Raw genomic sequence first — 25,715 nt, 5'->3', positions numbered from 1 at the left:
ATTAATCTGATTACGGGGCCAGCAGATGCAAGCGGCACTATCGTTCTATCAATCCACCGTTACACAAAGCCAGAAACTATCAGGTCTGGCGCCGCTATTGCTAAGGCTATATCTGGCACCGGTGCTGTTGCAGGCGGGCTGGAATAAATATCAGCATTTTGACAGTACTGTCGCCTGGTTTGCCAATACTGACTGGGGTTTAGGTTTACCTGCTCCGGCGTTGCTGGCTGCGCTGGCGATTGCAGCCGAAACTCTGGGCGCAGTATTTTTATTACTGGGTTTATTTACCCGTTTAGTCAGCATTCCGCTGGCCGTTACCATGCTGGTTGCCATTTTTGCCGTGCACTGGCCCAATGGCTGGCTGGCCATAGCAGACAGCAGCAGTTGGCTGGCCAACGAGCGGGTGATTAACTCGGCCGAACAGCTAAGCAAAGCCCGAGAGCTGTTACAGCAACGCGGCAATTATGACTGGCTTACCAGTAACGGTACTGTGGTCATTTTAAACAACGGTATCGAGTTTGCGGCCACTTATCTGGTTATGTTAGTCAGCCTGTTTTTCAACGGTGGTGGCCGCTATACCAGCCTTGATTACTGGCTATGCCGCCAAAACACCATAAAAATGCAGCAAAGGCCAGCTTATGAATAACATTCATTTTTTGCCAGCGAAGCACAATAACGCTAGGCTATCAGCCAATCCAGCAACAATTAACGCCAGTGCTATGCCAGAGCCATCACCAGCCGCACCAGATAATACAGCAGCACCAGCACCGCATGTTGCGCTGATAAAACCTGGCGGCAGTAAAAATAAGCGCTATGAACAGTTGGTACAGCTTTACCATGCTGATATCTACCGCTATAGCTACTGGCTGTGTAAAGACGCTAATATTGCCCAGGATTTAGTGCAGGAAACCTTTTTACGCGCCTGGAAACACCTGGACAGCCTGCTGGATACCGCTGCGGCAAAATCCTGGTTAATTACCATTTTGCGCCGCGAAAATGCCCGCCGGTTTGAACGTAAACAATTTGACTATGACGACGCCGCCGAGCAAGACAGCCTGCCCGACACAGAGCAAAGCAGTGTCGAACAAGATTACGATAACCATAAGCTGCGTATTTATATGGCAGCGTTGCCGGAAGAATACCGGGAGCCTCTGGTAATGCAGGTTATCGGCGGTTTTAGCAGTGATGAAATAGCCAGCCTACTACAGCTGAATGTGAACACGGTAAATACCCGTTTATTCCGCGCCCGTAAGCTATTGCGTGAACAACTGAATATTAACCGGCATGGGGAGACTCACCATGAATAACACTGAAGTACGCCGTATTTTACTGGTTGATCCCTTTAGCCGGGAACCGGCGGTGCGTGATGCCTTAGCACGGGATACTACTTTGCAGCAATTTGCTCTTGAACTGCAACAGCAACAGCGGGAGCTGGAAGATGCCTTACAGGTACCGGTACCGCCTATGCTGGCAGAACGCCTGCTGCAAATACCGGCACAGCAGCAACCTAAACTGCTGCGCCGCTGGTTTACACCGCTGGCGCTGGCAGCCAGTATTGCGCTGGTATCGGTGCTGGGTTTACAGCTTTATCAAAGCAGTTTTGCCACCGATCTTGGCAGCCATGCACTGGCGCACGTGTACCATGAGAATGATTACCTGCAACAGCATGCGCAAAGCCAGCCGCTTAGTGAAGTAAACCTGAAACTGGCCGATTTCAGCGCCAACCTGCAAGACTGGCAGGATGAGATAATTTATGCCCGTTACTGCACCTTTCAGGGCGTAAGGTCGTTACACCTGGCGGTGAAAACCACCACCGGTTACGCCACAGTATTTATTGTGCCCAAAGAAGCTGAACTGGATTTTGTTGCCAGCTTTGCTGACAAGCGGTATCAGGGCTTAACCCTGGCGATGTCTAAAGCCAATGTAGTGGTAGTAAGTGACAACGCTGACGACTTACAATACCTGCCACAGAAGCTGGCAGATAAACTGATTTTTTCTGCCTGAGCCGGAGCAACCTATGCCTGCGATTATTACCGGCACTGCGACAGCTCCTGTCGGCAACCTGCAGCATTTGGGTTTACAGGCATTTATGCCGCATTCTGCGCTGGCCGCCTGGGTGCAGTGTTATTGGGTAATGCGCCTTACAACCTTACCCACTGCCGGTTACAGGCAAACACTGTATCCGGACGGTGGCAGCAGCCTGAATTTTTATTTTCAACCCGGCCAGCTGCCCAATTGTCATTTTAACGGCAGCCAGACACTAACCAGCTTACAGTTAACCGGAGTTCTGGACGCCGTTGGCATACGCTTTTATCCCGGCGGCGCTTTTCAGCTACTTGGGCAGGATGCTCCACTGTTGCAGGGCGATGCGGTTAATGCCGCTGATTTTGGCATTTCTACGTTGCAACCACTGCAACAGCAACTTGCTGCGACTGAGCATACCGCAGTAAGGTTACAATATATTGATCAGTGGTTGTTGCAGCAAGTGCAGCAACGTAATGCCAAAAACAGCCATATTCAACAAGTGTTACCGGTTTTATTGCTGCAACAAACAATGCCTTCAGTTAGTGAGCTAAGCGCCGGAGTTAACCTGAGCCGGCGCCAGTTTGAGCGTAAATTCCTGCAACAGGTTGGTTTAACACCCGGCAAGTTAAAGCTACTACAACGGGTGCGCCATGCCAGACAACTGATTAACCTTAACCCGCAGCAGCCCCTAACCGATATTGCGCTCTGCAGCGGTTTTTATGATCAGGCGCATTTTATTCATCAATTCCAGCACATTACCGGACAGACACCCGGCCAGTACCGCCGCCGCAAGCAAATCGGGTTTAACGTGCCGCCTAATTTGTCGTAAAAATACAATTCTGCTTAAACACTATGCGCCACTATAGTGACTCCATCACCAAAGGAGGCACAATATGACGCCACGCATAGATCGTAACGATGTTTATAAACTGCAACCCACCTTAGTAAAAGCCCTGGGTAGTTTGGGTGAAGCGGCCGGACAGGTCATTGAAGCCTCACTGGTGCATCTGTTGCACCTGCGTATATCACAGTTGAACGGTTGTGCCTTTTGCCTGCATATGCATGCTGCAGAAGCCCGCCACGACGGCGAGCAACAGCAGCGGCTGGATGTACTGGCCGCCTGGCAGGAAACCCATTTTTTCTCCGCCCGCGAGCGCGCGGCACTACGCTGGGCCGAAGCGCTGACCCTGCTGGCCAAACAACAGGTATCTGACGACATTTACACCGAACTTACCGCACAGTTCAGCCAGCAGGAAATTGTCAATTTAAGTGCGGTGATAGTAACGATGAACGCCTGGAACCGCATAGCCGTAGGCTTTCAGTTTCAGCCGCAACAGAATAAAGATTAACGCACTGTACAAACAGTACATGGATAAAAAAACGGCCCGCGAGGCCGTTTTTAACCATGCTTAAACGCAACCTCAATTGCTGTAGCGCATACGCATGCGTAAACCCGCCAAGCCTGCTGCAAACAGCAAAATACTGGCAGGTGCCGGAACATCATTTACCGGATCAACCTGATTGCCTATGTAGCCGATCAGGTTTTTGGTGAGTTCCTGTGAATTGGGCAAGTCAAACTCATTCATCATAAAATTCACATCCAGGATCGTGGTTAATGCGCCAGCCATTGCGTTGCTCAGACTGCCAACACCAAAAGCCACACCCGAGCCCATAGAACCATCAGCACGTGACGTGATCCACTGGCCGGTACCGTTATCCATAAAACAACCTGAAGCGGCGTAAGTTACTTCGCTTACTGCGTTAGGGCCGGTAAACGGGGCGTGTACCATCTGAGTGCCATCGAAACAGCCATCAAAGCCAAGCGCTCCTCCCCCTAACAGTTCGATAAGCTCAAGTACCGAATTATTCCGGTCCATAAAGCTTGAGTTTTCACCCATTAAAAACAAACCACCACCATTACCGAGGTAGTTCATATAGGTATTTTGCGCGGCAGAATCCAGTGCGGCGGCATTAAAAAACCGCACATCCCACACCTGAGCATAGCCGGAAATATCAGCCAGCAGGTTATCAACAATAGTGACTGTGTTACCTACAGCTAAATGCAGCGCCTGCAAGTTGGCCGTTAATGCACTGGTAGTATCCACTTCTGTAGTTTGATCTGCACCATTTATAATAAGAATCGGGCCTGCTGACACTGTGCCGGACAAGGCAAGGCCCGCCACACACAGTAAATGTTTTAATGTTTTCATGCTTCGCTCCGTGAATTAGTTTTGCCTGATATGGCGAAAGCACAGAGCAACATTCGAGCCATCTAATATAACATTTCAAAAACAACAGCTTATATTTTGACCGGTTTAATCACATAAAATCTGCGTAAAAAAAACCGACAAACCAACCACTTAAATAGCTGATTGTTTACTTAAACGCCGCCATAAATACAGGCCATACCAGGCATTAAACCAAAAGCCGGTATACACAATAGCGGTAAGATGTAGTTCGCGCGAAAAATATAACGGCACTGCCAGCGTGTTAACAAGCAGCCAGAACCACCAGGTTTCCAGTTTGCGGTTCATCAGCAAAAACTGGGCAATAACGCTGAACATTAAAATGGCCGAGTCAACAAAAGGGGCATAGGCATCGGTAAAGCGGTGCAATACAAAACCATATAGTAAGGTAACCAGCAGCGCCAGTGCGGCATAAGCCAGCAAGCGGACAAGCGGCGCTGAGGTTACCGCTTTAACACCGCTGCTACGGCCCCATTGATACCAGCCAATAAAGTTAGTGCCGATAAAAAACAGCATCAGCACCACTTCGGCATACAGCTTTACCTGATAAAACAGCGCTGCAAATAAGGCACAGCCAATTACACCCAGCCACCAGGTGTGAATACTGTTACGTGCTGCCAGAAACACCGCCAGCAAATAAAAGCCATTGGCGCCATATTCCAGATAAGTGGGGTTCATCAGGGTTTCCTACAGTTAAAAACGATCATTACCGCCAACACCAAGATTATTGATTTTGCGTTTACCCAGCAGTTTAAGCAGTAAATTGCGGAAAAAGCGTAACAGCGGATACAGCCACGTTGCCAGCCGCTTTGATTTAAACAAGTGATAATTCAGCCGGTTAAATAGCCCGCTGCGGCTGCTAAGCAAAGACAGCATATAAATAGCGTCACTGCCGTAGTACCAGTTATCGCCCATTTTCAGCACCATACCCTGATCAATATCCAGCCCCCGTGCGGTAATTTGCTGCATTACCTCAGTATCTTCACGGGCATTAATCAGTTTAAGCTCGCCGACACTCTGGCGGATACGTACCATCTGGCAATAGGCATTGCAGGCCGGGCAGTCTTTGTCGTAAATCAGCAGGATGGGGGTTTCAGCCATTAAGATACTTATTTTGCTGTCATTGAAGGTTTGTAACTGCTGGAAACTCCAATGTTTTTCGGATCATACAGTGATGCTATACCACTTCGTTTATTAAAACTGCTTAATCTGCAAGGCGTCGAGTCATTAAGCAATTTTGCTCCTTTCTTTAGATAATGCTCCAGCCACCATTGCTCAGCCACGGTAGTTTCAAACTTTGTAACATTTTTCAGCTTTTCAAGCACTTCATAGTCATAGGGCCATAAAGAGCGGTCTACGCTATAGTCCAGGCCTGTCTTCGTAGCATGGATGTACCAGGGAGCCCAGCTATCTCTTCCGGCATGCTCTTGAAAACGACTAAACTCCCGCGCCAGGGTAGTCTGACCGACATACAGAATATTAGAACCGTCTGTCGCGCCATCATTTTCATAGATGATGTAAATAACAGCATCCTCACGCCCGCTGTCATCAACCGTAGGATAACGCTGCAACACAGCGCTGTGGTTTTTGGTCATTGCCTGAAGCTGAGAGCTTTTCTTACCTTTCGGGCTATTGTTAATCAGCTTTTTAGTCTCGTGCAGTGGTTGTAACTGAGCACTATTGTTTGCCGTATGCTGTAAATATCTCTGCGAAACAGCTTCAGGACGCTGACTGGGAAATTCAGCATAAGGTTTATCACTATGCGTATTAGTATTGTCTGCTTGCTGCCGCTGTTGAGTATTTGCAACATAAATCCCCATCGTAAGCCCTCTTTTTACCCGGTACACCGCCACTATATTGCTCAATAATTAGCGTATTTTGCAGAGAAAACCAAGTTGTTCCTGAAATATTATCAATTGTTCTCGCTATCAGGCTTTATTCTGCCAGGGCAAACTCAACCGCCGCGTTAGCATGAAGCACCGTAGTATCAAACAGCGGCACGGCGGCATCAGCTTTACCCACCAATAAACCAATTTCGGTGCAACCCAGAATAATGCCATCCACGCCTTGCCAGGCAAGGCCTGCCATCATCTTGCGTACAACTTGCTTAGATTCAGCGGTAATGACACCCAGGCATAGTTCCTGATAAATAATCTGGTGCAGGCTGTCGCGCTCAGCCTCATTTGGCAATAGCACTTCAATGCCATGCAATTCGCTTATCCGCTCGCGGTAAAAAGGTTGCTCCATCGTAAACTTAGTGCCAAGCAAACCTACGCGGCTGCAACCTGCCTGCTTTATTGCAGCGGCAGTAGCATCGGCGATATGCAGCAGCGGAATACTCACTGCCGCTTCAATGCTACCAGCTACTTTATGCATGGTGTTGGTACAAAGCACAATAAAATCGGCGCCAGCCGCCTCAAGCGAACGCGCAGCATCGGCCAGTACAACACCTGCGCCGTCCCAGTCACCGGCATGCTGCAGGCGTTCAATTTCATAAAAATCAACGCTGACTAAAATACATTTGGCAGAATGCAGCCCACCCAGTTGTTGTTTTACACCTTCGTTAAGCAGGCGGTAATAAGGAATAGTAGACTCCCAGCTCATACCGCCGATAAGGCCAATGGTTTTCATCATAACGCTCTCGTTTATCTTCAGGTAGATAACATGGCGTAAAAAACCATTGTCTGCAATACCCGGCTAGCGGCTGCTCACAACTGCCAGCTTAGCCAGCAGCTCCCTGAACTGCCGAAAAGCGTTTTCTGCATTGTTGCTATTATCAGTGCGCTTTATTTGTCGTATCCCAACCAGTTTCTGCTCAGGTATAACCACAATATACTGTCCCAGATAACCGTCAGCATAGTACAACAGCTTTGTTTCACCATCTGCATTGGTGTAAGAATGCCGCCACCACAGCAACCCCATCCGTGCATCAAATGGTTGCCCCTGTGCCAGCATCTCTTCAATATATTCTTTACTAATCAGCTCTTTATCGCCCCATTTTCCATCATTAACTATAAGTAAGCCAAACCTGGCAGCATCGGATGCTGTCAGTTCAAGCCCGGCCATTGCATGCGGGTTGCCAGCATCATCAAAGTAAAATGTGTAGCGGCTTATGCTTAGGGGCTCAAAAAGCGCTGTAATGATAAATTTGTCCATCCGCATACCAGACGCTTTTTCAATAATACCGGCCAGTAAGTTAACTGCCTTATTGTTGTAGCGTGCCACAGTACCAGGCTGCTCAGACAGCTCAGCAGCAAGTGCCAGCCTGATAACGTCCGGGCTAGGATAAATCTCCTCTCCTGCATTATTAACATTCTGTAGTCCTGAAGTATGGTTCAGCAAATGACGTACGGTGATCTTCGACTTCTCACCTTGCTTCCACTCCGGATAAAACCGGTAAACAGGTTCATCCAGCGAGGCGAGCTGACCATTGAATAGCAAGCGGCCAACAGCCAAAGCTACTACCGATTTATACGCAGACATCAGTTCTATCGGTTGCTCACTCTCAGTAGAAAAGTAAGACAACAATGGTTGATCATCCTGCATAATTAACACTGCATCAGATTTCGTCTTAATTGCCTGCTGTTTAATTTCCTGCAGGATAGTATCGGTACTGTCCACAGCTTCAGCACCGCCTTTATTAGAAAATAATAAAAAAATGGCCAACCAGCAGGCCGGATACAGCTTTTTACAGTACATATTGACTCCTACAACAGCATGACAAGTTCTGGATACAAGCACAGTATGGCCTCCGGAACGCCTGATATTCATGTTAAACCTTATTAAATATGCTTAATTTGTTAATTAACCTGTCTGCCCGGTGTAAATAACTTTTTGTGCAGAATAAACGGGACAAAACCAGTAAACTGGGCCAAGTGCTAACAATACAGCAAGTTGGGTAACCTCTGATGAGTCAAGCTGAACACCCGGTGCCACAGGCAGTTGTATTTCTGAATAAAGTCTGGTTTCTGGATTGCAAACACAACATCCTGAGGATGGGCGATGTAATATTTGAACTGGAACATCAGCTATTTGTCTTGCTGGATTATTTTATCCGCCACCAGCAGCAAATTCTGAGTAAAGAACAACTTTTAAAAGCCAACTGGCCCGGCAAAGTAGTTAACGACGAAAACCTGACCGTTGCTATCAGTAAACTGCGAAAGATCTTTTCTGATAACGCCAGACAACCCACTTTTATCAAAACAATTCCGGGGGTCGGTTATCAGTTTATCGCCAACGTCAGCCCCGTTCCTTTAACAGCAAAAAAGCCGATCAGCATAAAGCGGCGCAAGTACTGGTTCTTTATTATTACTGCCCTGCTGATCGCGCTAGTTGTCCTGTTACTACTGCCAGATAAAGACAAGAGCACCGTCAACAGCCATTCACCGGCTGCAGATACCGGTTTTATCAAAGAACTGATCGTCCTGTCTGAACAGGCCGATACAGCGGCTATTCCGGCTTTACTACGGCAATGGCGCGCAATTTTGCCACAACAGCCAGACAACGCTGAAGCATACTGGTATATAGCCAAACTAAAAATTACGCTGTTGCAATGGCAGGTTGCCACTGACCCAGGCCACTTTGAAGAGCTGGACGCGCTATTGCATAAAACCCTGAGCCTGAACCCCGACAATGCCGAAGCCTGGAGCTGGCTGGCACGGTTATACTTCTGGCACAAACAGGATTATCAGGCATCAGAACAGTACTTCCATAAATCGCTGGCACTAAAACCAGATGCAATGATCTACTACGCACTCGCCGAAATGCTCCTGGCCCAGACCAGGTTTGAAGAAGCTCTTAGTTTTGTCGCCAAAGCACGCAGAATGCAACCGCATCATTTTGCCTTGCCTGGTATGGCCTGGGTTTATCAGTTAAGCGGTGCTCCGGAAGAAGCCTGGCAAGAGTTACAACGGATCAAACAAACAGAACAGACTGACAAAATGTGGCATGTTTCAGCCCTTCGTATCAGCCATCAGTTGGGTATGTATGAAGAGAGTTATCATTCCCTGGTATGGCTGTTAAGCCAGTCAGCAGAGGGCACCGCTCTGATGCAACCTGTCAGGGATATTTTTCTGGCTCAGGGTATGCCTGCGGTATACCAGTTTTTACTTAAGCAAAAGTTTAGCGGCGATATCGGTCACTACGAGCCTCCGTTATCATGGAGCCGTTATGCCATTCTGGCCGGAGATAAAAAAGCGGCTTTACTCTATCTGCAACAAGCCGCTGATGCTTTTCAGATCCCATTGTTATGGGCCGCCGGCGATCCTATTTATCAGCCTATTCATAATAGTAATGAGTTCAGAAACTGGCTGACCCGCATCAATCTGACACCATCGCCCCCAGTGCTTGCGACAAAATAAAGCCGGACAATTCCGGCTTTATTTATCAACATGCTGCATTCTTAATAAGTGCTAATGCCCGATGGAGCGGCTGGCTACATCGCCGACGATATGAAATAAGTCGGCGTTTAAATATAAATGCGTTAATACGCTGGCGATATAGCCCAGCAAAATTACCGGTGCCCATTTTAAATGGCCGGCAAAGGTGTAATAACCACGGGCCTGGCCCATTAACGCCACACCGGCGGCCGAACCAATTGATAACAGGCTGCCACCAACACCGGCGGTTAAGGTGATCAGTAACCACTGGCCATGCGACATAACCGGGTCCATGGTTAATACGGCGAACATTACCGGGATGTTATCTACCACAGATGACATTAAACCCAGTGCTATGTTCGCGTAGGTTGCATCAAAGTTACCGTACAGGCCGTTAGATAAAAGTTCTAAATACCCAAGGAAGCCCAGACCACCGACACACACCACCACGCCGTAGAAAAACAGCAGCGTATCCCATTCAGCACGTGCTACCCGGTTAAATACATCAAACGGCACTACCTGACCCAAAGCACGGATGCGTTCCATATCACCTTCACGCTCGGCCAGTGCGCGTTTGCGTGCCAGAGAACCGGGTAACGTCATCCGCAAAAAGTAACCAAAGAATTGTAATAAACCCAAACCTGTCATCATGCCCAGCACCGGCGGCAACCCCAGCACAGAATGGAACACAACCGATAAGGCAATGGTACAGATAAACAGCGTAAGAATACGCAGCGCGCCGCGTTTTAACTCAACCGTTTCTTCGTCTCCCTCATGCTTACCGGGATAACGGTTTTCGACAAAAAAGCTCATGATGGCGGCCGGTACTACAAAGTTAACCACTGCAGGAATAAACAACACAAAAAACTCGGCAAAGGTCACTTTCTCTGCCTGCCATACCATCAGGGTGGTAATGTCACCAAAGGGGATAAAAGCGCCACCGGCGTTGGCAGCTACCACTACACTGACACAACACAGGCTGATAAAGCGTTTATCACCATCAGCCACTTTCATTACCACAGCACACATCAGCATTGCGGTGGCCATGTTGTTGGAAAAAGTAGAGATACCAAACGCCAGCACGCCACAAATCCAGAACAGGCTACGATAGCTAAAGCCCTTGCGGATTAGCCAACTGCGCAAAGCATCAAACAGCCGGCGCTCTTCCAGCGCACTGATATACGTCATGGCGACCAGCAAAAACAGCATCAGCTCGGCGTATTCGAGCAAGGTATGGCGAAATGAATCCTGAGCTATTTCAGACATGCCCTGCTGGGTATAGTGCCAGCCAATCATGCCCCAGATAATACCGGCCGCCACCAGCACCGGTTTGGATTTACGCATATGAATTTTTTCTTCTGCCATTACCAGCACATAAGCAAAAACAAATAAACCCAGGGCAATAATGCCCAATACAGAGCCGGTAAGATCAATTGGCCCGGTGGCAGCAAGAGCAACCTCTGGCACTAAAGCCAGTACAGCGATAACAGCGGTGATACATTTCATGTTTAACATCTTTATTTCTGCGCAAGTAAAGTGTGTTGTTACACGGGTTGATAAAAAACAACCCGGCCAGGCCGGGTTGCAGTAACTAACGTAAAATAAGCAGGGAGCATTTAGCTTTGCAAATCATGGCTGTGGTGGTACTGCCAACAATAAATTGCCGGATACGGGAATGGCCATAAGCCCCCATTACTATTAAATCTATAACCTTTTCTTGCTGGTACTGGTGCAGCACTGTTTCCGGCTCGCCAGCTACTATGGCTACTTTGGTAGCAAAACCGGCATTGCGTAGTATTTGTGCACCGTTTTCCATTTGCGCCTGCGCAGCTTCTGTATCGGCACCGGCCATTACCAGATGCACGGGCAAGCCGCGGCACAGCGGGCTGCCAGCCAGCATTTCCAGGCCTTTTAGTGCCGTGGCGCTGCCATCATAGGCCAGCATAATACGCTGTGGCGCTTTATAACTTTGCTGGGTAAGTAAAATGGGGTTGTGTAAACTGCGGATCACCCGTTCAACATGCAGGCCCATATGGCCGTGTGCCTCAGCACTGCTAAAACCACGCTTGCCCATTACCAGCAACCGGGTTTCTTGTTCCAGTTCAGTTAAGGTTTCTACCAGTTGGCCGTGGCGCAAACGCTCGTCTACCGCTTTCACACCCGCTTGTTCAGCACGCGCTTTGGCGGCATCTAAAATACTGCGGCCGCGCTGCATCGCCAGCTTGCTGTGTTTTTCATCCAGCTCGGCCAGTTGCTGTAGTAATAATTCCTGTGAGCCCAGGCCAATACTGCCGCTTAGATCCGGTGTTTGAGTGTGCAGGGCTTTGTCCAGCACATGCACTACCGACATTGCCACATCGAGTTTTTTTGCTGCCCATACGGCGTAATCGCATACCGCTTCGGCATAAGGTGAGGCATCAATACACGCCAGTACTTTTTTGTTCATTGGTAAAACCAGGCTATTGCGGGCGGCTTAACAATATAGAGGACATTGCAACAGGCACTATTCTGCATTAATGGCATAGAACAACACATTTCACAAAGGGGGGATTTTATGGCGGCATAGCTTAACAAAAAAGCCAGGCACTGCACAGCACTTAAACCGGTAAACCTTCACGGAAAAACTGTACGCCACCACATTCACCGCAAGCCAGCAGCTCTGCCGGGTGGGTGTAATCAATATGTTGTAAGCAGTGGCTGCAACGATAACGCCCCATGCCCACTATTTCGCCCTGATAGTAAACACCCTGATGCTTAAAATCCTGCGCCAGCTCCTGCCACTCTAGCTGGCTTTTATCGGTAATACTGCTTAACTCCTGCCACAGCGCTTCTGGCCATAACGATGGGGCTTCAGTGCTGTTTTTAACGGCCTCATCCGTATCGTGGTCCTGCCACTGACGTTTTAGTGTTTCAACAAACAGTGCAGTTTCATAGGCGCTCAGCTCTTTACCGGCTTTAACATAGGCTTTTAACTGCTCAACAAAACCAACCATATTGTCCAGTTGTTGTTGCTCAGCCTGTTGTAATGTGTGGCTAAACTCACTAAGCCAGGCCTGATACTTCTTTACAAAATCTGTCATGGAACCTCCAATGGTTTAAAACCAGTATAGACAATGCGCTGCTTGTTGTTGTCAAAACGCCGCTGCGGTATGCTATAGCCACTTTTTTGCCGCTTTAGCGGTGCTTGTACTAACCCCTTTTCGGAAGACCTTAATGCAAGAACAATATAACCCGCAGCAGATTGAAACCGTACTGCAGCAGCAATGGGAACAAACCAACGCGTTTAAAGTGACAGAAGACGCCAATAAAGAGAAATTTTACTGTCTGTCTATGTTCCCTTACCCCAGCGGGCGCTTGCATATGGGCCATGTGCGTAACTATACCATTGGTGACGTTGTCAGCCGTTTTCAACGGATGCAGGGTAAAAATGTCATGCAGCCTATGGGGTGGGATGCGTTTGGTTTACCGGCAGAAAACGCCGCTATTAACAATAAAACCGCACCGGCGAAATGGACTTACGAAAATATCGATTACATGCGTAACCAGCTTAAACGCTTAGGTTTTGGCTACGACTGGAGCCGTGAAGTCGCCACCTGCAAACCAGAATATTACAAATGGGAGCAGTGGTTTTTCACCAAACTGTATGAAAAAGGCCTGGTATATAAAAAAATGGCCACCGTTAACTGGGACCCGGTAGATCAGTGCGTACTGGCTAACGAACAGGTTATCGACGGCCGTGGCTGGCGCTCTGGCGCTTTGGTTGAGCAACGCGAGTTAGCGCAGTGGTTTATTAAAATTACCACCTACGCCGAAGAGCTACTGCAAGATTTAGATCAGTTAGATGGCTGGCCGGAACAAGTTAAAACCATGCAGAAAAACTGGATTGGCCGCTCTGAAGGCGTTGAAATCTGTTTTGATATTGCCGGTTCAAACCAAAGTTTAAGCGTATACACCACCCGCCCGGACACCTTATACGGCGTAACCTATGTTGCCGTTGCGGCCCAGCACCCGCTGGCACAACAAGCCGCAGCCACTAACCCGGCACTGGCCGCGTTTATTGAAGACTGCAAAGGCGGCAAAATGGCCGAGGCCGAGCTGGCCACGATGGAGAAAAAAGGCTGCGCTACCGGTATTTATGCCGTGCACCCGTTAACCGGTGAACAAGTGCCGGTATGGGTAGCCAACTTTGTGTTGATGGATTACGGTTCAGGCGCGGTAATGTCCGTGCCGGGCCATGATCAGCGCGATTATGAATTTGCTACTAAATACAGCCTGCCCATTAAACAAGTTGTTGCACCCGCTGATGGCGCTGCACAACAATGTGATTTAAGCCAGGCCGCCTACACTGAAAAAGGTGTGCTGCTAAACTCTGCCGAGTTTAACGGTTTAACCTTTGAGCAGGCCTTTAATGCCATAGCTACCAAACTGGCAGCTATGAGCCGGGGCGAAGTAAAAGTAAATTACCGCCTGCGCGACTGGGGTGTATCACGCCAGCGTTATTGGGGCACGCCCATCCCTATGCTAAACCTGGCAGATGGTTCAGTAGTACCGGTACCGGAAGATCAACTGCCGGTACGTTTGCCGGAAGATGTGGTGATGGATGGCGTAACCTCGCCGATTAAAGCTGATCCGGAGTGGGCAAAAACCACATACAACGGCAGCGATGCCTTCCATGAAACCGATACCTTCGATACCTTTATGGAATCCAGCTGGTACTATGCCCGCTATTGCAGCCCGGATCATGACAAAGCCATGTTAGACCCGGCCAAAGCCAATTACTGGCTGCCGGTAGATCAGTATATCGGCGGTATTGAACACGCCATTTTGCACCTGCTGTATGCACGCTTTTTCCACAAGCTGCTGCGTGATGTTGGCCTGGTAAACAGCGATGAACCCTTTAAGCGTTTATTGTGCCAGGGTATGGTACTGGCCGAAACCTTCTACCGTGATACCGACAACGGCGGCAAACAGTGGTTTTCACCGGCCGATGTTAGCGTACAACGCGATGATAAAGGCCGTATTGTAACCGCCATACTGGATACCGACGGCCTGCCGGTTGTGGCATCAGGTATGAGCAAGATGTCGAAGTCGAAAAACAACGGTATCGACCCGCAAAAAGTAATCGACCAATACGGTGCCGATACTGTACGCCTGTTTATGATGTTTACCGCCCCGCCAGAGCAAACGCTGGAATGGTCAGATTCTGCCGTGGAGGGTGCACACCGCTTTATTAAGCGTATTTATACCCTGGTTAGCGACTTTGCCGCAGCAGGCCCTGCCGGCACGCTGGATATTTTGGCTTTGAATAACGAGCAGAAAACTCTGCGCCGTGAACTGCATAAAACCATTGCCAAAGTATCAGACGATATTGGCCGGCGTTATACCTTTAACACTGCTATTGCCGCCATTATGGAGCTAAGCAACAAGCTGCAAAAAGCCAGCCTGGCCACTGAGCTTGACCGCGCAGTAATGCAGGAAGCCGTGCTGGCATTGCTGCAATTGCTTAACCCTATTACGCCGCACGTTGCCCAGTACCTGTGGGCACAACTGGGCCAGAGCCAAAGCATTGAGCAAACGCCATGGCCGGTAGCAGATGAAAGCGCCATGGTAGAAGATGAAAAACTGGTGGTAGTACAGGTTAACGGTAAAGTGCGCGGTAAGGTTACTGTTGCCGCCGATGCTACTGAAGATACCGTACTGACCGCCGCCAAAGCTGACGACAATGTTGGCCGCCATCTGGAGGGTGTAACACTGCGTAAAGTGATCTACGTACCGGGCAAACTACTGAACCTGGTGGTGGGCTAAGATGGCCCGCCTAAGCCTGCTGGTTGCTCTGCTAAGCAGCATGCTGCTTAGCGGCTGCGGCTTTCATTTGCGCGGTGATTTGCCGCTAAGCCATTTTCCGGCCATGTATATTCAGAGTGATCGCCACTCTGAGCTGGCAGCACTGGTAAGCAACCGGCTGGAACACAATAAAGTCGAATTGCTGGCGTCATACCAGCAATCGGCGCCGATGCTGCAACTGCTTAGCGACTCGCTGGAGCGGCGCACGTTATCGCTGTTTCCTAACGGCCAGGTGGCAGAGTATGAACTGATTTATAAAGTAAGCTACGCCCTGACTATGCCGGATGGCGAACCGCAACAATATCAGTTTGAGTTGTTCCGTGATTATCAGGACGATCCGAATCAGGCCGCTGCTAAAGCCAAAGAGCTGGAACTGATGTTGGGTGAGCTACGCCAGCAGGCCGCCAACCGTATTGTGCGCCAGCTGTCGCGGCTGCATTAATGCCAGCCGGGCTGCTCTGATGCAAAAACTCTATGCCAATCAGCTGCAACAACACTTAGCCGGGCAACTTGCTCCCTGTTACCTGCTGTTTGGCGAAGAACCGCTGCAAAAGCTTGAAGCTATAGATGCCATTCGTGCCGCAGCCAAACAACAAGGCTACCTTGAGCGCATCAGCTTAACCGCCGATGCCCAGTTTGACTGGAATGAACTTAGTAACGAGCTACAGGCCATGTCGCTGTTTGCTGAACGGCGTTTAATTGAACTGGAGCTGGTGCAGCAAAAACTTTCCACTGCTGCCAACGAGCAACTAAAAAACCTGCCACAACAGTTACACAGCGATATTATTTTGCTGATCCATGGCGAGCGCAGCCACAGCGATGTCAGTAAACTGGCCTGGTTTAAGCAGTTGCAAAGCCAGGCAGTACAAATACCCATTTATGCCCTGGACGAGCGGCAAAGCCAGCAATGGTTAAGCCAGCGTGCGCGCCAGTTACAGTTGCAGCTAAGCAGTGATGCCATAGCGTTATTGCAACAGCACTGTGCCGGTAATTTACTGGCCGCCCGGCAAGAGCTGGAAAAACTGGCCCTGAGCAATTTACCCCAGCCACTGGATGCCAATGCGTTAAGCAGCTTTTTGGCTGATCATTCCAGCTTTACCGTATTTCAGCTGACAGACGCTATTTTACAGGGCCAGACCGACGAAGCCTTACATCGCCTGCAGCGGTTGTGCCAGCAGGATACCGAACCAGTTATTATTGCCTGGCAGTTGCAAAAAGAAGTGCTGCAACTGCGCCAGTTACAACAGGCCCCGCAGCACAGCCTGAACGACACTTTTAAAAGCCTGGCTATCTGGCCCAAACGCCAGCCGCTGTACCAGAACGCGCTTAAGCGTTTATCGGCGAGCTGGCTGAATTATCTGCTTCAGGAATTGGCCGCATTTGACCGGCTATATAAAAGCGGCCAGCTAACTAATAGCGACGTGGCACTGGCACACCTGGTAACCTTATTTATTAAACCGGTGCCGAAAGCGTTCTCGTTGCAACACCACGCCAGCTATGACTAAGCATTTATGATAAAACACATTGGTATTCTGGGCGGCACCTTTGACCCGGTGCACAACGGCCACCTTGCCTGTGCCAATTATGTGCAGCAGCATTGCGCCCTGGATGAAGTACGGCTAATGCCCTGCCACCTGCCACCGCACCGTGCCACACCGGGTGTAAGCAGCGAGCAGCGCGCCGCCATGGTGCAACTGGCTATAACCCCTTACCCACAGCTGAAACTGGAACGGCTAGAGCTGAATAAACCCAGCGCTTCCTACACCGCAGACAGCCTGCAATTGCTTAGCGGGCAAGAGCCCGGCAGCCGCTTTTATTTTATTATCGGTATGGATTCGCTTTGCTATTTTCGCAGCTGGAAAAACTGGCCAAGCATATTAGAGCTTGCCCACTTACTGGTATGCCAGCGCCCCGGTTACAGCCAGCAAGACGGCGATGCACCGGCGCTATTGCAGCAGTTTGGCGTAACCGACCAGGCAACAATGCGCCAACACTACAGCGGCTGCATTATGCTGCTGGCAAACCCGTTAACAGACATCAGCGCCAGCGAAATACGACGCCAACTGCAGCAACAGCATAGCCCGGTAAAAACTTTAGATCCCGCCGTATTGAACTATATTCAAACACAGCAACTCTATCAGGCTTAAGCGCTATATCCGCGTTTAAACTGTGCTAAAATGCCGCTTTTTTAACGCGCAGAGGAATCAGGGTGCAAACAGCCGAACTGGTAAGTTTTATTCAGGACAAAATTGACGACATGAAAGGCCGCGATATCGTGACTTTAGACGTGCGTGGCAAATCCAGCGTCACTGAGTTTATGATAGTGTGCTCCGGCACATCAAACCGTCACACTAAATCTATTGCCGACTATGTTGCTGGCGAAGCCAAAAAAGCCGGCTTGCCAACCTTAGGCATTGAAGGCCAGGCATCCGGCGAATGGGTATTGCTGGATTTAGACGACGTGGTAGTACATGTAATGCTGGAAGAAACACGCAGTTTTTACCAGTTGGAAAAGCTTTGGAGCGCCTAGGCTGACATGAAGTTAGTGCTGATTGCTGTAGGCAACAAAATGCCCGCCTGGGTACAAACCGGTTTTGATGAATATGCCAGACGCTTTCCACGAGATATGCCACTGGAGTTAATTGAAATTACGGCCGGAAAACGCGGTAAAAATGCCGACATTAAACGTATTCTGGAACAGGAAGGCGAAAAAATGCTGGCAGCCGTACCACGCGGCAGCAAAATAGTTACGCTGGAAGTGACCGGCGACAACTGGAGCAGCCCTACCCTTGCCACTAAACTTACCGACTGGCAACGCGATGGCCGTGATGTATGCTTGCTGGTTGGCGGCCCCGAAGGGCTGGCTCCAGCCTGTATTGCTGCCAGTGAGGCTAAATGGTCATTGTCAGCACTGACTTTGCCGCATCCGCTGGTTCGGGTGGTACTGGCCGAAAGCCTGTACCGGGCCTGGAGTATTTGTACTAATCATCCTTATCATCGCGAGTAAAGATGTTTAAAAAGCGCGTTGCCATTCAGGATTTTGCCGCCGAAAGCCGTTTGTTTAATCACCGGGCGGTGTTTGCTGTTCTGTTTGTCGTGCTGCTGTTTGGCATTATCGTGTTTAACCAGTATCAACTACAGATTGTTTCTTATCAGGATTATCAAACCCGCTCTGAAGGTAATCGCATTAAAGTAGTGCCGCTGGCGCCAAACCGTGGCCTTATTTATGACAGAAGCGGCATTTTACTGGCTGAAAACCGGCCGGTATTCTCGCTGGAGCTGATACCAGAACAAATTAATGATATGGCAGCAACTCTGGCAGAACTGGCAACGCTGATCGAATTTACCGCTGAACAGCAGGACGCATTTCTAAAACAGGTAAGAGCCCAGCGCCGCTTTAACAGCATCTCGCTAAAAGAGCAGCTTAATGATCAGGAGGTCGCCGTTCTGGCGGCCAATCAGCACCGTTTTCCCGGCGTCACAGTTGAAGCACGCTTAAGCCGGCATTATCCGTTTGGTGATCTGTTCACACATGCTCTGGGTTATATCGGCAAAATAAACAGCCGTGAATTACAGCAACTGGAACTGGATGGCGAACTGGCAAACTATGCAGCCAGCCGTGATATCGGCAAAATTGGCCTGGAGCGCTTTTATCAGCGCGAATTGCACGGCACCATGGGTTATCAGGAAGTTGAAGTTAACAACCGTGGCCGCTCAATCAGGGTACTGCGCTCAGTTCCTGCAGTATCAGGCAAAAATATTCAGCTTGGCCTCGACGTTGGCCTGCAATTAACAGCGCAGCAGATACTCAAACAACATCGCGGGGCCATAGTAGCGATAGATCCACGCGATGGTGCAGTACTGGCGTTTTACAGCAACCCCAGCTACGACCCCAATTTATTTGTACACGGTATCAGCTCCGCTAATTACAACGAATTACTGAACTCACGCGACAGACCGCTGATTAACCGCGTAACTCAGGGGGTTTATCCGCCGGCTTCTACGATTAAGCCACATCTGGCCTTGCTGGGGCTGGAAACCCGCACTATTTCAACCAGCACCAAAATCTGGGACCCCGGTTATTATACCCTGCCCAACAGCGACCACCGTTTTCGTGACCATATCCGCTGGGGCCACGGCTGGGTTGATATTTACACTGCTATTACCAAAAGCTGCGATACTTTTTTTTATGATATGGGTATTAAACTGGGCATTGACCGGATTTCTGAATACATGCACAAAATGGGCTTTGGCGAAAAAACCGGTATCGATATTATGGAAGAGAGCAGCGCCAATATGCCATCACGCGGCTGGAAACGCGCACGGCACAACCAGCCCTGGTATCCCGGTGATACCGTGCCGCTAAGTATTGGCCAAAGTTACTGGACCACCACACCGTTACAGCTTGCTGTTGCCACTACACCTTTGCTTAACCGCGGTAAATTAGTTACGCCGCACATGGTAACTGCCTTTAATAATGGTGAAACCACAGCTGCCAACCTCATACCGCCACGGCAGGTGCTTGAGGTTGAAAATGAACAAAATTTTGCTGTGGTTATGGACACCATGTACCAGACAGTAAGCACCCTTGGCGGCACAGCATACAGAGCTTTTCTTGGTACAGAATACCGCTCGGCCGGCAAAACCGGTACTGCACAACTTGCCGCTATAGCACAGGATGCCAAGTATGACGCCGATGCCATTGATGAGCGCCTGCGCGACAACGCCATGTATGTTGGTTATGCCCCGCATGACAACCCCACCATACTGGTGGTGGTTGCGCTGGAAAATGCCGGTGGTGGTGGAAGTAATGCTGCGCCACTGGCCCGCCAACTGATGGATTACTACTTTGCTGCCGGAGTAAACCGCGATGAATGATAATTTCACCGGCAATGCCCGGCACAGCCGGTTGGCGCAATTCCATATCGACATGCCTTTATTACTGGGTTTACTGGCACTGATAGGCTTTGGCTTAATGGTGCTGTACAGCGCCTCCGGCCAAAGTATTGTTATGATGGAACGCCAGATGATACGCCTCGGTTTAGCACTCGCTGTAATGGTTGCTTTTGCTCAAATTAAACCGCAAACGTTAAAACGCTGGTCTTTTCCGTTATTTCTGGTTGGTGTAGCGTTGCTGGTAGCGGTAATGCTGGTGGGTAGTGTTGGTAAAGGCGCCCAACGCTGGCTGGATCTGGGTTTTATGATGTTTCAGCCCTCAGAAATAATGAAGCTTGCCGTGCCAATGGCAGTAGCCTGGTTTATTGCGTCCCACAGCCTGCCACCGCGTATTTTGCATCTGTTGGGCGGCGTTATACTGTGTGCTATCCCCACACTGCTGATAGCACAGCAACCCGATTTGGGTACCTCTATTCTGATCGCCACCGCCGGTATTTTTGTGTTGTTTTTATCTGGCATGAGCTGGCGCATTATTGCACTGATAGCAGGCTTAATTTCAGCATTTTTGCCCATACTATGGCTGTTTTTAATGCGGGACTACCAACGCCAGCGGGTGTTGACGTTTCTTAACCCGGAAAGCGATCCGTTGGGTTCCGGCTACCATATTATTCAGTCAAAAATTGCCATTGGCTCTGGTGGTTTTGATGGTAAAGGCTGGCTACACGGCACGCAATCGCAACTGGAATTTTTACCCGAGCGCCATACCGATTTTATTTTTGCTGTTCTCAGTGAAGAGTTTGGCATGCTGGGTGTGTTAATATTGCTGGCGCTTTACTTGTTTATTATTGTGCGCTGCATGATTATTTCCAGCCGGGCGCAGGATAATTACAGTAAGTTGGTAGCCGGCAGCTTTACGCTGACCTTTTTTGTCTATGTATTTGTTAACATAGGCATGGTATCCGGCCTGTTACCGGTGGTGGGTGTGCCTTTACCATTAGTGAGTTTTGGCGGCACCTCCATGGTGACACTGATGGCCGCTTTTGGTGTAATAATGTCGGTAGGAACTCATAAACGCATGTTGGCAGCACCCTGATGAAATACGTAGCTTTAACTCTCTCAGTACTGCTTTTACTCAGTGCCTGTAGCAGTAAACGCAGCAGCACCACTACAACGGCTGAACCAGAGCCTAATGCCGGGCGTTATCAGCAAAAGAAAGACAGTATTCCGTCACGCCTGCCCACACTGCTGGAAATGACCGACCCGGTACCGCAGGCCGAACCACTAAGCCGTGGCGGCAACAGGCCCTACAGCTTGTTTGGCCAGCATTATACGCCGATGGTGCAAAGCACAGATCATCGTGAAATTGGTATTGCTTCGTGGTATGGCAATAAATTTCATGGCCATCTAACATCCAATGGCGAAACCTATAATATGTTTGGCATGACTGCAGCACACAAAACCCTGCCGTTACCGTCTTATGTTAAAGTTACTAACCTGGATAACAACCAGTCTGCCATAGTGCGGGTAAATGACCGGGGCCCGTTTCACAATGACAGAGTTATTGATTTATCCTACTCGGCCGCACATAAAATAGGCATGCTGCAGCGGGGTACAGCCAGAGTTCAGCTGGAGCTTCTACAATCGCCCGCCATGTACGCACAGGCTGCAATACCCGGCGCTATAGCAACCCAAACCAACAGTTGCTTCATTCAGGTGCTGGCCAGCTCAGACAGCAACCGTCTCAGCCAGTTGCAGCAAAAACTGCAACACGAGCAGGCACTGCCAAGTGAAATACAGCCCGGCAGCGGAATTTTTCGCTTATTAGTTGGTCCTACTGCCAGTAAGCAGCAAGCGCAGCAATGGCTGCAACAGTTAAAATCCGGGCTTTTCCCGGATGCATATTTTTTTGATAGCCGTCAGTGCAGCTGACATCTGATTAAACATAACGATTAAAAAAGAACAGGTCTCATGAAAAGTTATTGCCATATTTTTGCCGTCGCCGCCGTTTCCCTTGCCAGTGCCAGCTTTAGCTTGTCTGCTATTGCGCAGACAGTTATTCCTCAGGCTCCTGAAGTTGCCGCCAAAGGCCATATTCTGATTGATTTTGATACCGGCAAGGTGCTATCCGAACACAATGCCGACATGTCGCTGGCACCGGCTAGTTTAACCAAAATGATGACCAGCTATGTTATCGGCACCGAGCTGAAAAATGGCAATATCACCAATGAAGATATGGTTACCATCAGTGAAAATGCCTGGGCAAAGAACTTTCCCGGTTCTTCATTAATGTTTATTGAAGTAGGCACTAAGGTATCGGTAGCCGACTTAAACAAAGGCATTATTATTCAGTCTGGTAACGACGCCTGTGTCGCACTGGCAGAGCATATTGCCGGTAGCGAAAGCGCCTTTGTAGACTTAATGAACGCCCATGCCCAGCGCCTGGGTATGACCAATAGCCGCTTCGGTAATAGCCATGGCCTGCCAAGCGCCGAAAACTACTCTACCCCGCGCGACATGGCCAAATTATCAGCTGCATTAATCCGCGACGTACCGGATGAATACGCCATTTATGCCGAAAAAGAATTTACCTACAACAATATTAAACAGTACAACCGTAACTCGCTGTTATGGGATCGCAGCCTGGAAGTAGACGGCATTAAAACCGGCCACACCAGCGAAGCCGGTTTTAGCTTAATTACCTCAGCCACCCGTGATGGTATGCGCCTGGTTTCGGTTGTTATGGGTACCAACAGCGAGCGCGCACGCCAGGCTGAAAATAAAAAACTGCTGACTTACGGCTTTCGCTTTTTTGAGACCTTTTCGCCTTATCAGGCCGGTGAGAAATTTGCTGAACAACGTATCTGGCAAGGCGAGAAAGAAAATATTCAGTTAGGCATACTGCAGTCAGCCCAGGTTACTATTCCGCGCGGCCAGCGCAAAAACCTGCAGGCCGATTTTACCTTGAATCAGCAACTGCTCGCCCCCATAACCAAAGGCCAGCAGGTGGGTACTATTTACCTGAAGCTTAACGGCGAGGATATTGCCACTTATCCGCTGGTAGCGCTGGAAGATGTAGCAAAAGGCGGCTTCTTCAGCCGGATGATTGATTATATTAAAATGCAGTTTAACTAATTCGCCCAGATTATAGCTTTCTAAGTCCCGGCAATAGCCGGGATTTTTTGTTACAATCAGGCCTAAATAGTAAGACAACGGCAAACGCCGTGACAGTGAGACAAAAATGGCGCACGAAGTAAAAAATACTAAGTTTGATGAATATCTGGAATTCCCCTGTCAGTTCAGTTTTAAAGTACTGGGCGTGGCCGATGACGCGCTGGTCGATCAGGTTATGGCCGTCGTGCGCCAGCATACCGATGCCGGTGACTACAGCCCGGCGGTTAAACCCAGCAGCAAGGGCACCTATCATTCTGTTTCGGTTAGTGTAACCGTAACCAGCAAGCAGCATATTGAACTGCTGTACACCGAGCTTGGCAAAATTGAGCTGGTGCGCTACGTATTGTAAGCCGGTAGCAGCAACTCAGCCATTCGTATTGCGCGTATAAGGCGGTATAATGCACAGCGTTTCACAGCAGGCTGGCCAGCAGTTGACAACTGAGCCCGCAGTAGCAGAGCAACTGATTATCAGAGAACTTGGCGTGCAGGACTACACCACAGTGTGGCAGGCCATGCAGCAGTTTACTGATCTGCGAAATAGCAACACAACCGATGAGTTATGGCTGCTGGAGCACCAGCCGGTATTTACTCAGGGCCAGGCAGGGAAAGAAGAACACCTGCTGTTTCCCGGTGATATTCCGGTGGTAAAAGTCGACCGTGGCGGCCAGGTTACCTATCATGGCCCCGGCCAGTTAATGGTGTACGTGCTGCTGGATTTAAAGCGGCGCAATATGGGTGTACGCCAGTTGGTAACACTGCTGGAGCAGGTGCTTATTCAGTTATTGTCGGCCTATGGTATTAATGCCTACGCCAAACCTGATGCGCCCGGCGTTTACGTTGACGGTGGTAAAATTGCCTCTTTAGGGCTGCGGGTACGTAAGGGGTGCACCTTTCACGGCCTGGCACTGAATGTAAATATGGATTTAAGCCCGTTTTTACGTATTAACCCCTGTGGTTATGCTGGCTTGCAAATGATCCAAAGTAAAGATTTAGGCGGCCCGCAAAGCATTGCAGAGGCCAAACAACGAATAGTGCAGTGTTTTTCGCAACAACTGAATGTAGCCACACTGCAGCACACTACAGGGTTAGATTGGCAAAATGACTAAAACTGCACGTATGGAACCCGGCGTTAAACTGCGCGACGCTGACAAAATGGCCTTAATTCCTATTAAGGTATTGCCAACCGAGCCGGAACAAATGCTGCGTAAGCCTGAGTGGCTGAAGATCAAACTGCCAAAAAGCTCAGAGCGTATCGATCAGATCAAAGGCGCTCTGCGCAAGCACGGCCTGCATTCGGTATGTGAAGAAGCCGCCTGCCCTAACCTGACTGAGTGCTTTAACCACGGCACTGCTACCTTTATGATTTTAGGGGCGATATGCACCCGCCGCTGCCCGTTTTGTGACGTTGCCCATGGCCGGCCGTTACCACCCAGTGCCGAAGAGCCGGAAAAGCTGGCTTTAACCATCCGCGATATGAATTTAAAGTACGTGGTAATCACCTCGGTTGACCGCGATGACTTACGTGACGGCGGCGCCCAGCATTTTGCCGACTGTATCAGCGAAATACGCAAGCACAGCCCACATATTAAAATTGAAGTATTAGTACCTGATTTCCGTGGCCGTATGGATACCGCACTGGATATTTTAACCCAGACACCACCAGACGTATTTAACCACAACCTGGAAACCGCCCCGAGGCTGTACAAGCTGGCCCGCCCGGGTGCCGACTACAAGTGGTCACTGCAGCTGTTAAAACGCTTTAAAGCTGCCCACCCTGACGTATCAACCAAATCCGGTTTGATGGTCGGCCTGGGTGAAACCACCGAAGAGCTGCTCGAAGTATTAAAAGACCTGCGCGAGCACGATGTCGATATGCTCACCGTAGGCCAATACCTGCAACCAAGTAAGCACCACTTACCGGTAAAAAGGTACATGCCCCCGGCCGAATTTGACGAAATTAAGCGTATAGCTTATGAACTCGGCTTTAAACACGTCGCCAGCGGCCCGTTTGTAAGATCAAGTTATCACGCAGATCGCCAGGCGGCAGGTGAAGATATCAGTGTGACTTACAACGCTAAATAGTACTCTACAATGCTATTTTGTACTGTACATCGCTATTTTGTACCGCTACTTCGCAGTAATAGCGGAGTGGCTT

At 49.4% G+C, this 25,715-nt stretch carries 28 protein-coding genes; 19 read left to right on the top strand and 9 right to left on the bottom strand.

Annotated elements, in window-relative coordinates:
- The first annotated feature begins 25 nt into the window (after nt 1–25).
- The 5 genes from M2404_RS11720 to M2404_RS11700 all read left to right on the top strand — a co-directional run bounded on the left by M2404_RS11720 (nt 26) and on the right by M2404_RS11700 (nt 3,374).
- Entirely contained in the window at nt 26–646 is a 621-nt protein-coding gene (locus M2404_RS11720) for an HvfX family Cu-binding RiPP maturation protein (RefSeq protein ID WP_259239924.1), read from the top strand.
- Nucleotides 639–1,307 carry a sigma-70 family RNA polymerase sigma factor gene (locus tag M2404_RS11715; protein WP_259239922.1) on the top strand — a complete coding sequence of 223 codons (669 nt, stop codon included), beginning with the start codon at nt 639–641 and terminating at the stop codon, nt 1,305–1,307. The genes M2404_RS11720 and M2404_RS11715 overlap by 8 nt, the downstream gene beginning before the upstream one ends.
- Nucleotides 1,300–2,004 carry a DUF3379 domain-containing protein gene (locus tag M2404_RS11710; RefSeq protein ID WP_259239920.1) on the top strand — a complete coding sequence of 235 codons (705 nt, stop codon included), beginning with the start codon at nt 1,300–1,302 and terminating at the stop codon, nt 2,002–2,004. Before M2404_RS11715 ends, M2404_RS11710 begins: the two co-directional genes overlap by 8 nt.
- Nucleotides 2,005–2,017: 13 nt before the next feature.
- On the top strand, nt 2,018–2,854 hold the full coding sequence (locus tag M2404_RS11705; protein ID WP_259239919.1) for a helix-turn-helix domain-containing protein: 837 nt from the start codon (nt 2,018–2,020) through the stop codon (nt 2,852–2,854).
- A gap of 64 nt (nt 2,855–2,918) precedes the next feature.
- The gene (locus tag M2404_RS11700) at nt 2,919–3,374 is read left to right on the top strand and encodes a carboxymuconolactone decarboxylase family protein (protein WP_259239917.1); all 456 of its coding nucleotides are present in this window, start codon (nt 2,919–2,921) and stop codon (nt 3,372–3,374) included.
- A gap of 72 nt (nt 3,375–3,446) precedes the next feature.
- Here the strand turns inward: M2404_RS11700 and M2404_RS11695 are convergent, their stop codons facing one another.
- The 6 genes from M2404_RS11695 to M2404_RS11670 all read right to left on the bottom strand — a co-directional run bounded on the left by M2404_RS11695 (nt 3,447) and on the right by M2404_RS11670 (nt 7,970).
- Nucleotides 3,447–4,235: a PEP-CTERM sorting domain-containing protein gene (locus M2404_RS11695; protein ID WP_259239916.1), complete on the bottom strand. Its 789-nt coding sequence runs from the start codon at nt 4,233–4,235 to the stop codon at nt 3,447–3,449.
- A 150-nt stretch (nt 4,236–4,385) separates the two neighbouring features.
- Nucleotides 4,386–4,949, bottom strand: a complete 564-nt coding sequence (gene pnuC / locus M2404_RS11690; RefSeq protein ID WP_259239915.1) for a nicotinamide riboside transporter PnuC — start codon at nt 4,947–4,949, stop codon at nt 4,386–4,388.
- Nucleotides 4,950–4,964: 15 nt separating this feature from the next.
- Nucleotides 4,965–5,372, bottom strand: coding sequence for a DUF393 domain-containing protein (locus tag M2404_RS11685; RefSeq protein WP_259239914.1), 408 nt, complete (start codon nt 5,370–5,372; stop codon nt 4,965–4,967).
- A gap of 8 nt (nt 5,373–5,380) precedes the next feature.
- Entirely contained in the window at nt 5,381–6,091 is a 711-nt protein-coding gene (locus M2404_RS11680; RefSeq protein WP_259239913.1) for a hypothetical protein, read from the bottom strand.
- Nucleotides 6,092–6,206: 115 nt separating this feature from the next.
- A complete protein-coding gene (locus tag M2404_RS11675; protein WP_310503086.1) occupies nt 6,207–6,905 on the bottom strand; it encodes an aspartate/glutamate racemase family protein in 699 nt (232 codons plus the stop codon).
- Nucleotides 6,906–6,968: 63 nt separating this feature from the next.
- Nucleotides 6,969–7,970, bottom strand: a complete 1,002-nt coding sequence (locus tag M2404_RS11670) for a serine hydrolase domain-containing protein (RefSeq protein ID WP_259239912.1) — start codon at nt 7,968–7,970, stop codon at nt 6,969–6,971.
- 209 nt (nt 7,971–8,179) lie between these two features.
- Between M2404_RS11670 and M2404_RS11665 the strand changes: the two genes are divergently transcribed.
- Nucleotides 8,180–9,631 (top strand): winged helix-turn-helix domain-containing protein, encoded by a 1,452-nt coding sequence (locus M2404_RS11665; RefSeq protein ID WP_259239911.1) that lies wholly within the window; start codon nt 8,180–8,182, stop codon nt 9,629–9,631.
- A 51-nt stretch (nt 9,632–9,682) separates the two neighbouring features.
- Here the strand turns inward: M2404_RS11665 and nhaD are convergent, their stop codons facing one another.
- The 3 genes from nhaD to M2404_RS11650 all read right to left on the bottom strand — a co-directional run bounded on the left by nhaD (nt 9,683) and on the right by M2404_RS11650 (nt 12,729).
- Nucleotides 9,683–11,155 (bottom strand): sodium:proton antiporter NhaD, encoded by a 1,473-nt coding sequence (gene nhaD, locus M2404_RS11660; RefSeq protein ID WP_259239910.1) that lies wholly within the window; start codon nt 11,153–11,155, stop codon nt 9,683–9,685.
- An 85-nt stretch (nt 11,156–11,240) separates the two neighbouring features.
- On the bottom strand, nt 11,241–12,095 hold the full coding sequence (locus tag M2404_RS11655; protein WP_259239909.1) for a universal stress protein: 855 nt from the start codon (nt 12,093–12,095) through the stop codon (nt 11,241–11,243).
- Between the two features lie 151 nt (nt 12,096–12,246).
- A complete protein-coding gene (locus tag M2404_RS11650; RefSeq protein WP_259239908.1) occupies nt 12,247–12,729 on the bottom strand; it encodes a zinc ribbon-containing protein in 483 nt (160 codons plus the stop codon).
- Between the two features lie 133 nt (nt 12,730–12,862).
- On the opposite strand from M2404_RS11650, the gene leuS reads away from it, so the two are divergent.
- From leuS to lipA, 13 genes are all read left to right on the top strand, one after another.
- The gene (gene leuS / locus M2404_RS11645; RefSeq protein WP_259239907.1) at nt 12,863–15,454 is read left to right on the top strand and encodes a leucine--tRNA ligase; all 2,592 of its coding nucleotides are present in this window, start codon (nt 12,863–12,865) and stop codon (nt 15,452–15,454) included.
- 1 nt (nt 15,455) lies between these two features.
- Entirely contained in the window at nt 15,456–15,935 is a 480-nt protein-coding gene (locus M2404_RS11640; protein WP_259239906.1) for an LPS-assembly lipoprotein LptE, read from the top strand.
- Nucleotides 15,936–15,954: 19 nt separating this feature from the next.
- Nucleotides 15,955–16,998, top strand: a complete 1,044-nt coding sequence (holA, locus tag M2404_RS11635; RefSeq protein WP_259239905.1) for a DNA polymerase III subunit delta — start codon at nt 15,955–15,957, stop codon at nt 16,996–16,998.
- Between the two features lie 6 nt (nt 16,999–17,004).
- A complete protein-coding gene (gene nadD, locus M2404_RS11630) occupies nt 17,005–17,640 on the top strand; it encodes a nicotinate-nucleotide adenylyltransferase (protein WP_259239904.1) in 636 nt (211 codons plus the stop codon).
- 62 nt (nt 17,641–17,702) lie between these two features.
- Nucleotides 17,703–18,023, top strand: coding sequence for a ribosome silencing factor (rsfS, locus tag M2404_RS11625; RefSeq protein ID WP_068228951.1), 321 nt, complete (start codon nt 17,703–17,705; stop codon nt 18,021–18,023).
- Nucleotides 18,024–18,029: 6 nt separating this feature from the next.
- Nucleotides 18,030–18,500, top strand: a complete 471-nt coding sequence (rlmH, locus tag M2404_RS11620; RefSeq protein WP_259239902.1) for a 23S rRNA (pseudouridine(1915)-N(3))-methyltransferase RlmH — start codon at nt 18,030–18,032, stop codon at nt 18,498–18,500.
- Nucleotides 18,501–18,502: 2 nt separating this feature from the next.
- Nucleotides 18,503–20,371 (top strand): penicillin-binding protein 2, encoded by a 1,869-nt coding sequence (mrdA, locus tag M2404_RS11615; protein ID WP_259239901.1) that lies wholly within the window; start codon nt 18,503–18,505, stop codon nt 20,369–20,371.
- Nucleotides 20,364–21,482, top strand: coding sequence for a rod shape-determining protein RodA (gene rodA / locus M2404_RS11610; RefSeq protein ID WP_259239900.1), 1,119 nt, complete (start codon nt 20,364–20,366; stop codon nt 21,480–21,482). Before mrdA ends, rodA begins: the two co-directional genes overlap by 8 nt.
- Complete coding sequence (locus M2404_RS11605) at nt 21,482–22,318, top strand: septal ring lytic transglycosylase RlpA family protein (RefSeq protein ID WP_259239899.1); 837 nt, start codon at nt 21,482–21,484, stop codon at nt 22,316–22,318. Before rodA ends, M2404_RS11605 begins: the two co-directional genes overlap by 1 nt.
- Nucleotides 22,319–22,357: 39 nt before the next feature.
- Nucleotides 22,358–23,521 carry a serine hydrolase gene (locus tag M2404_RS11600; protein ID WP_259239896.1) on the top strand — a complete coding sequence of 388 codons (1,164 nt, stop codon included), beginning with the start codon at nt 22,358–22,360 and terminating at the stop codon, nt 23,519–23,521.
- Between the two features lie 106 nt (nt 23,522–23,627).
- The gene (gene ybeD / locus M2404_RS11595) at nt 23,628–23,909 is read left to right on the top strand and encodes a DUF493 family protein YbeD (protein WP_215395704.1); all 282 of its coding nucleotides are present in this window, start codon (nt 23,628–23,630) and stop codon (nt 23,907–23,909) included.
- 49 nt (nt 23,910–23,958) lie between these two features.
- Nucleotides 23,959–24,666 (top strand): lipoyl(octanoyl) transferase LipB, encoded by a 708-nt coding sequence (gene lipB, locus M2404_RS11590; protein WP_259239895.1) that lies wholly within the window; start codon nt 23,959–23,961, stop codon nt 24,664–24,666.
- Nucleotides 24,659–25,642, top strand: coding sequence for a lipoyl synthase (gene lipA, locus M2404_RS11585; protein WP_259239894.1), 984 nt, complete (start codon nt 24,659–24,661; stop codon nt 25,640–25,642). The genes lipB and lipA overlap by 8 nt, the downstream gene beginning before the upstream one ends.
- Nucleotides 25,643–25,715: the final 73 nt, after the last annotated feature.

This window comes from Rheinheimera pacifica (assembly GCF_024809855.1).
GTDB classification, from domain to species: Bacteria; Pseudomonadota; Gammaproteobacteria; order Enterobacterales; family Alteromonadaceae; genus Alishewanella; species Alishewanella pacifica_A.
This window is presented reverse-complemented; position numbering and strand designations above follow the sequence as displayed.

Bases quoted from the DNA above. Each gene is read 5' to 3' on its own strand.
- M2404_RS11720 (WP_259239924.1), top strand. From the start codon at position 26: ATGCAAGCGGCACTATCGTTCTATCAATCCACCGTTACACAAAGCCAG.
- M2404_RS11715 (WP_259239922.1), top strand. From the start codon at position 639: ATGAATAACATTCATTTTTTGCCAGCGAAGCACAATAACGCTAGGCTA.
- M2404_RS11710 (WP_259239920.1), top strand. From the start codon at position 1,300: ATGAATAACACTGAAGTACGCCGTATTTTACTGGTTGATCCCTTTAGC.
- M2404_RS11705 (WP_259239919.1), top strand. From the start codon at position 2,018: ATGCCTGCGATTATTACCGGCACTGCGACAGCTCCTGTCGGCAACCTG.
- M2404_RS11700 (WP_259239917.1), top strand. From the start codon at position 2,919: ATGACGCCACGCATAGATCGTAACGATGTTTATAAACTGCAACCCACC.
- M2404_RS11695 (WP_259239916.1), bottom strand. From the start codon at position 4,235: ATGAAAACATTAAAACATTTACTGTGTGTGGCGGGCCTTGCCTTGTCC.
- pnuC (WP_259239915.1), bottom strand. From the start codon at position 4,949: ATGAACCCCACTTATCTGGAATATGGCGCCAATGGCTTTTATTTGCTG.
- M2404_RS11685 (WP_259239914.1), bottom strand. From the start codon at position 5,372: ATGGCTGAAACCCCCATCCTGCTGATTTACGACAAAGACTGCCCGGCC.
- M2404_RS11680 (WP_259239913.1), bottom strand. From the start codon at position 6,091: ATGGGGATTTATGTTGCAAATACTCAACAGCGGCAGCAAGCAGACAAT.
- M2404_RS11675 (WP_310503086.1), bottom strand. From the start codon at position 6,905: ATGATGAAAACCATTGGCCTTATCGGCGGTATGAGCTGGGAGTCTACT.
- M2404_RS11670 (WP_259239912.1), bottom strand. From the start codon at position 7,970: ATGTACTGTAAAAAGCTGTATCCGGCCTGCTGGTTGGCCATTTTTTTA.
- M2404_RS11665 (WP_259239911.1), top strand. From the start codon at position 8,180: ATGAGTCAAGCTGAACACCCGGTGCCACAGGCAGTTGTATTTCTGAAT.
- nhaD (WP_259239910.1), bottom strand. From the start codon at position 11,155: ATGAAATGTATCACCGCTGTTATCGCTGTACTGGCTTTAGTGCCAGAG.
- M2404_RS11655 (WP_259239909.1), bottom strand. From the start codon at position 12,095: ATGAACAAAAAAGTACTGGCGTGTATTGATGCCTCACCTTATGCCGAA.
- M2404_RS11650 (WP_259239908.1), bottom strand. From the start codon at position 12,729: ATGACAGATTTTGTAAAGAAGTATCAGGCCTGGCTTAGTGAGTTTAGC.
- leuS (WP_259239907.1), top strand. From the start codon at position 12,863: ATGCAAGAACAATATAACCCGCAGCAGATTGAAACCGTACTGCAGCAG.
- M2404_RS11640 (WP_259239906.1), top strand. From the start codon at position 15,456: ATGGCCCGCCTAAGCCTGCTGGTTGCTCTGCTAAGCAGCATGCTGCTT.
- holA (WP_259239905.1), top strand. From the start codon at position 15,955: ATGCAAAAACTCTATGCCAATCAGCTGCAACAACACTTAGCCGGGCAA.
- nadD (WP_259239904.1), top strand. From the start codon at position 17,005: ATGATAAAACACATTGGTATTCTGGGCGGCACCTTTGACCCGGTGCAC.
- rlmH (WP_259239902.1), top strand. From the start codon at position 18,030: ATGAAGTTAGTGCTGATTGCTGTAGGCAACAAAATGCCCGCCTGGGTA.
- mrdA (WP_259239901.1), top strand. From the start codon at position 18,503: ATGTTTAAAAAGCGCGTTGCCATTCAGGATTTTGCCGCCGAAAGCCGT.
- rodA (WP_259239900.1), top strand. From the start codon at position 20,364: ATGAATGATAATTTCACCGGCAATGCCCGGCACAGCCGGTTGGCGCAA.
- M2404_RS11605 (WP_259239899.1), top strand. From the start codon at position 21,482: ATGAAATACGTAGCTTTAACTCTCTCAGTACTGCTTTTACTCAGTGCC.
- M2404_RS11600 (WP_259239896.1), top strand. From the start codon at position 22,358: ATGAAAAGTTATTGCCATATTTTTGCCGTCGCCGCCGTTTCCCTTGCC.
- ybeD (WP_215395704.1), top strand. From the start codon at position 23,628: ATGGCGCACGAAGTAAAAAATACTAAGTTTGATGAATATCTGGAATTC.
- lipB (WP_259239895.1), top strand. From the start codon at position 23,959: ATGCACAGCGTTTCACAGCAGGCTGGCCAGCAGTTGACAACTGAGCCC.
- lipA (WP_259239894.1), top strand. From the start codon at position 24,659: ATGACTAAAACTGCACGTATGGAACCCGGCGTTAAACTGCGCGACGCT.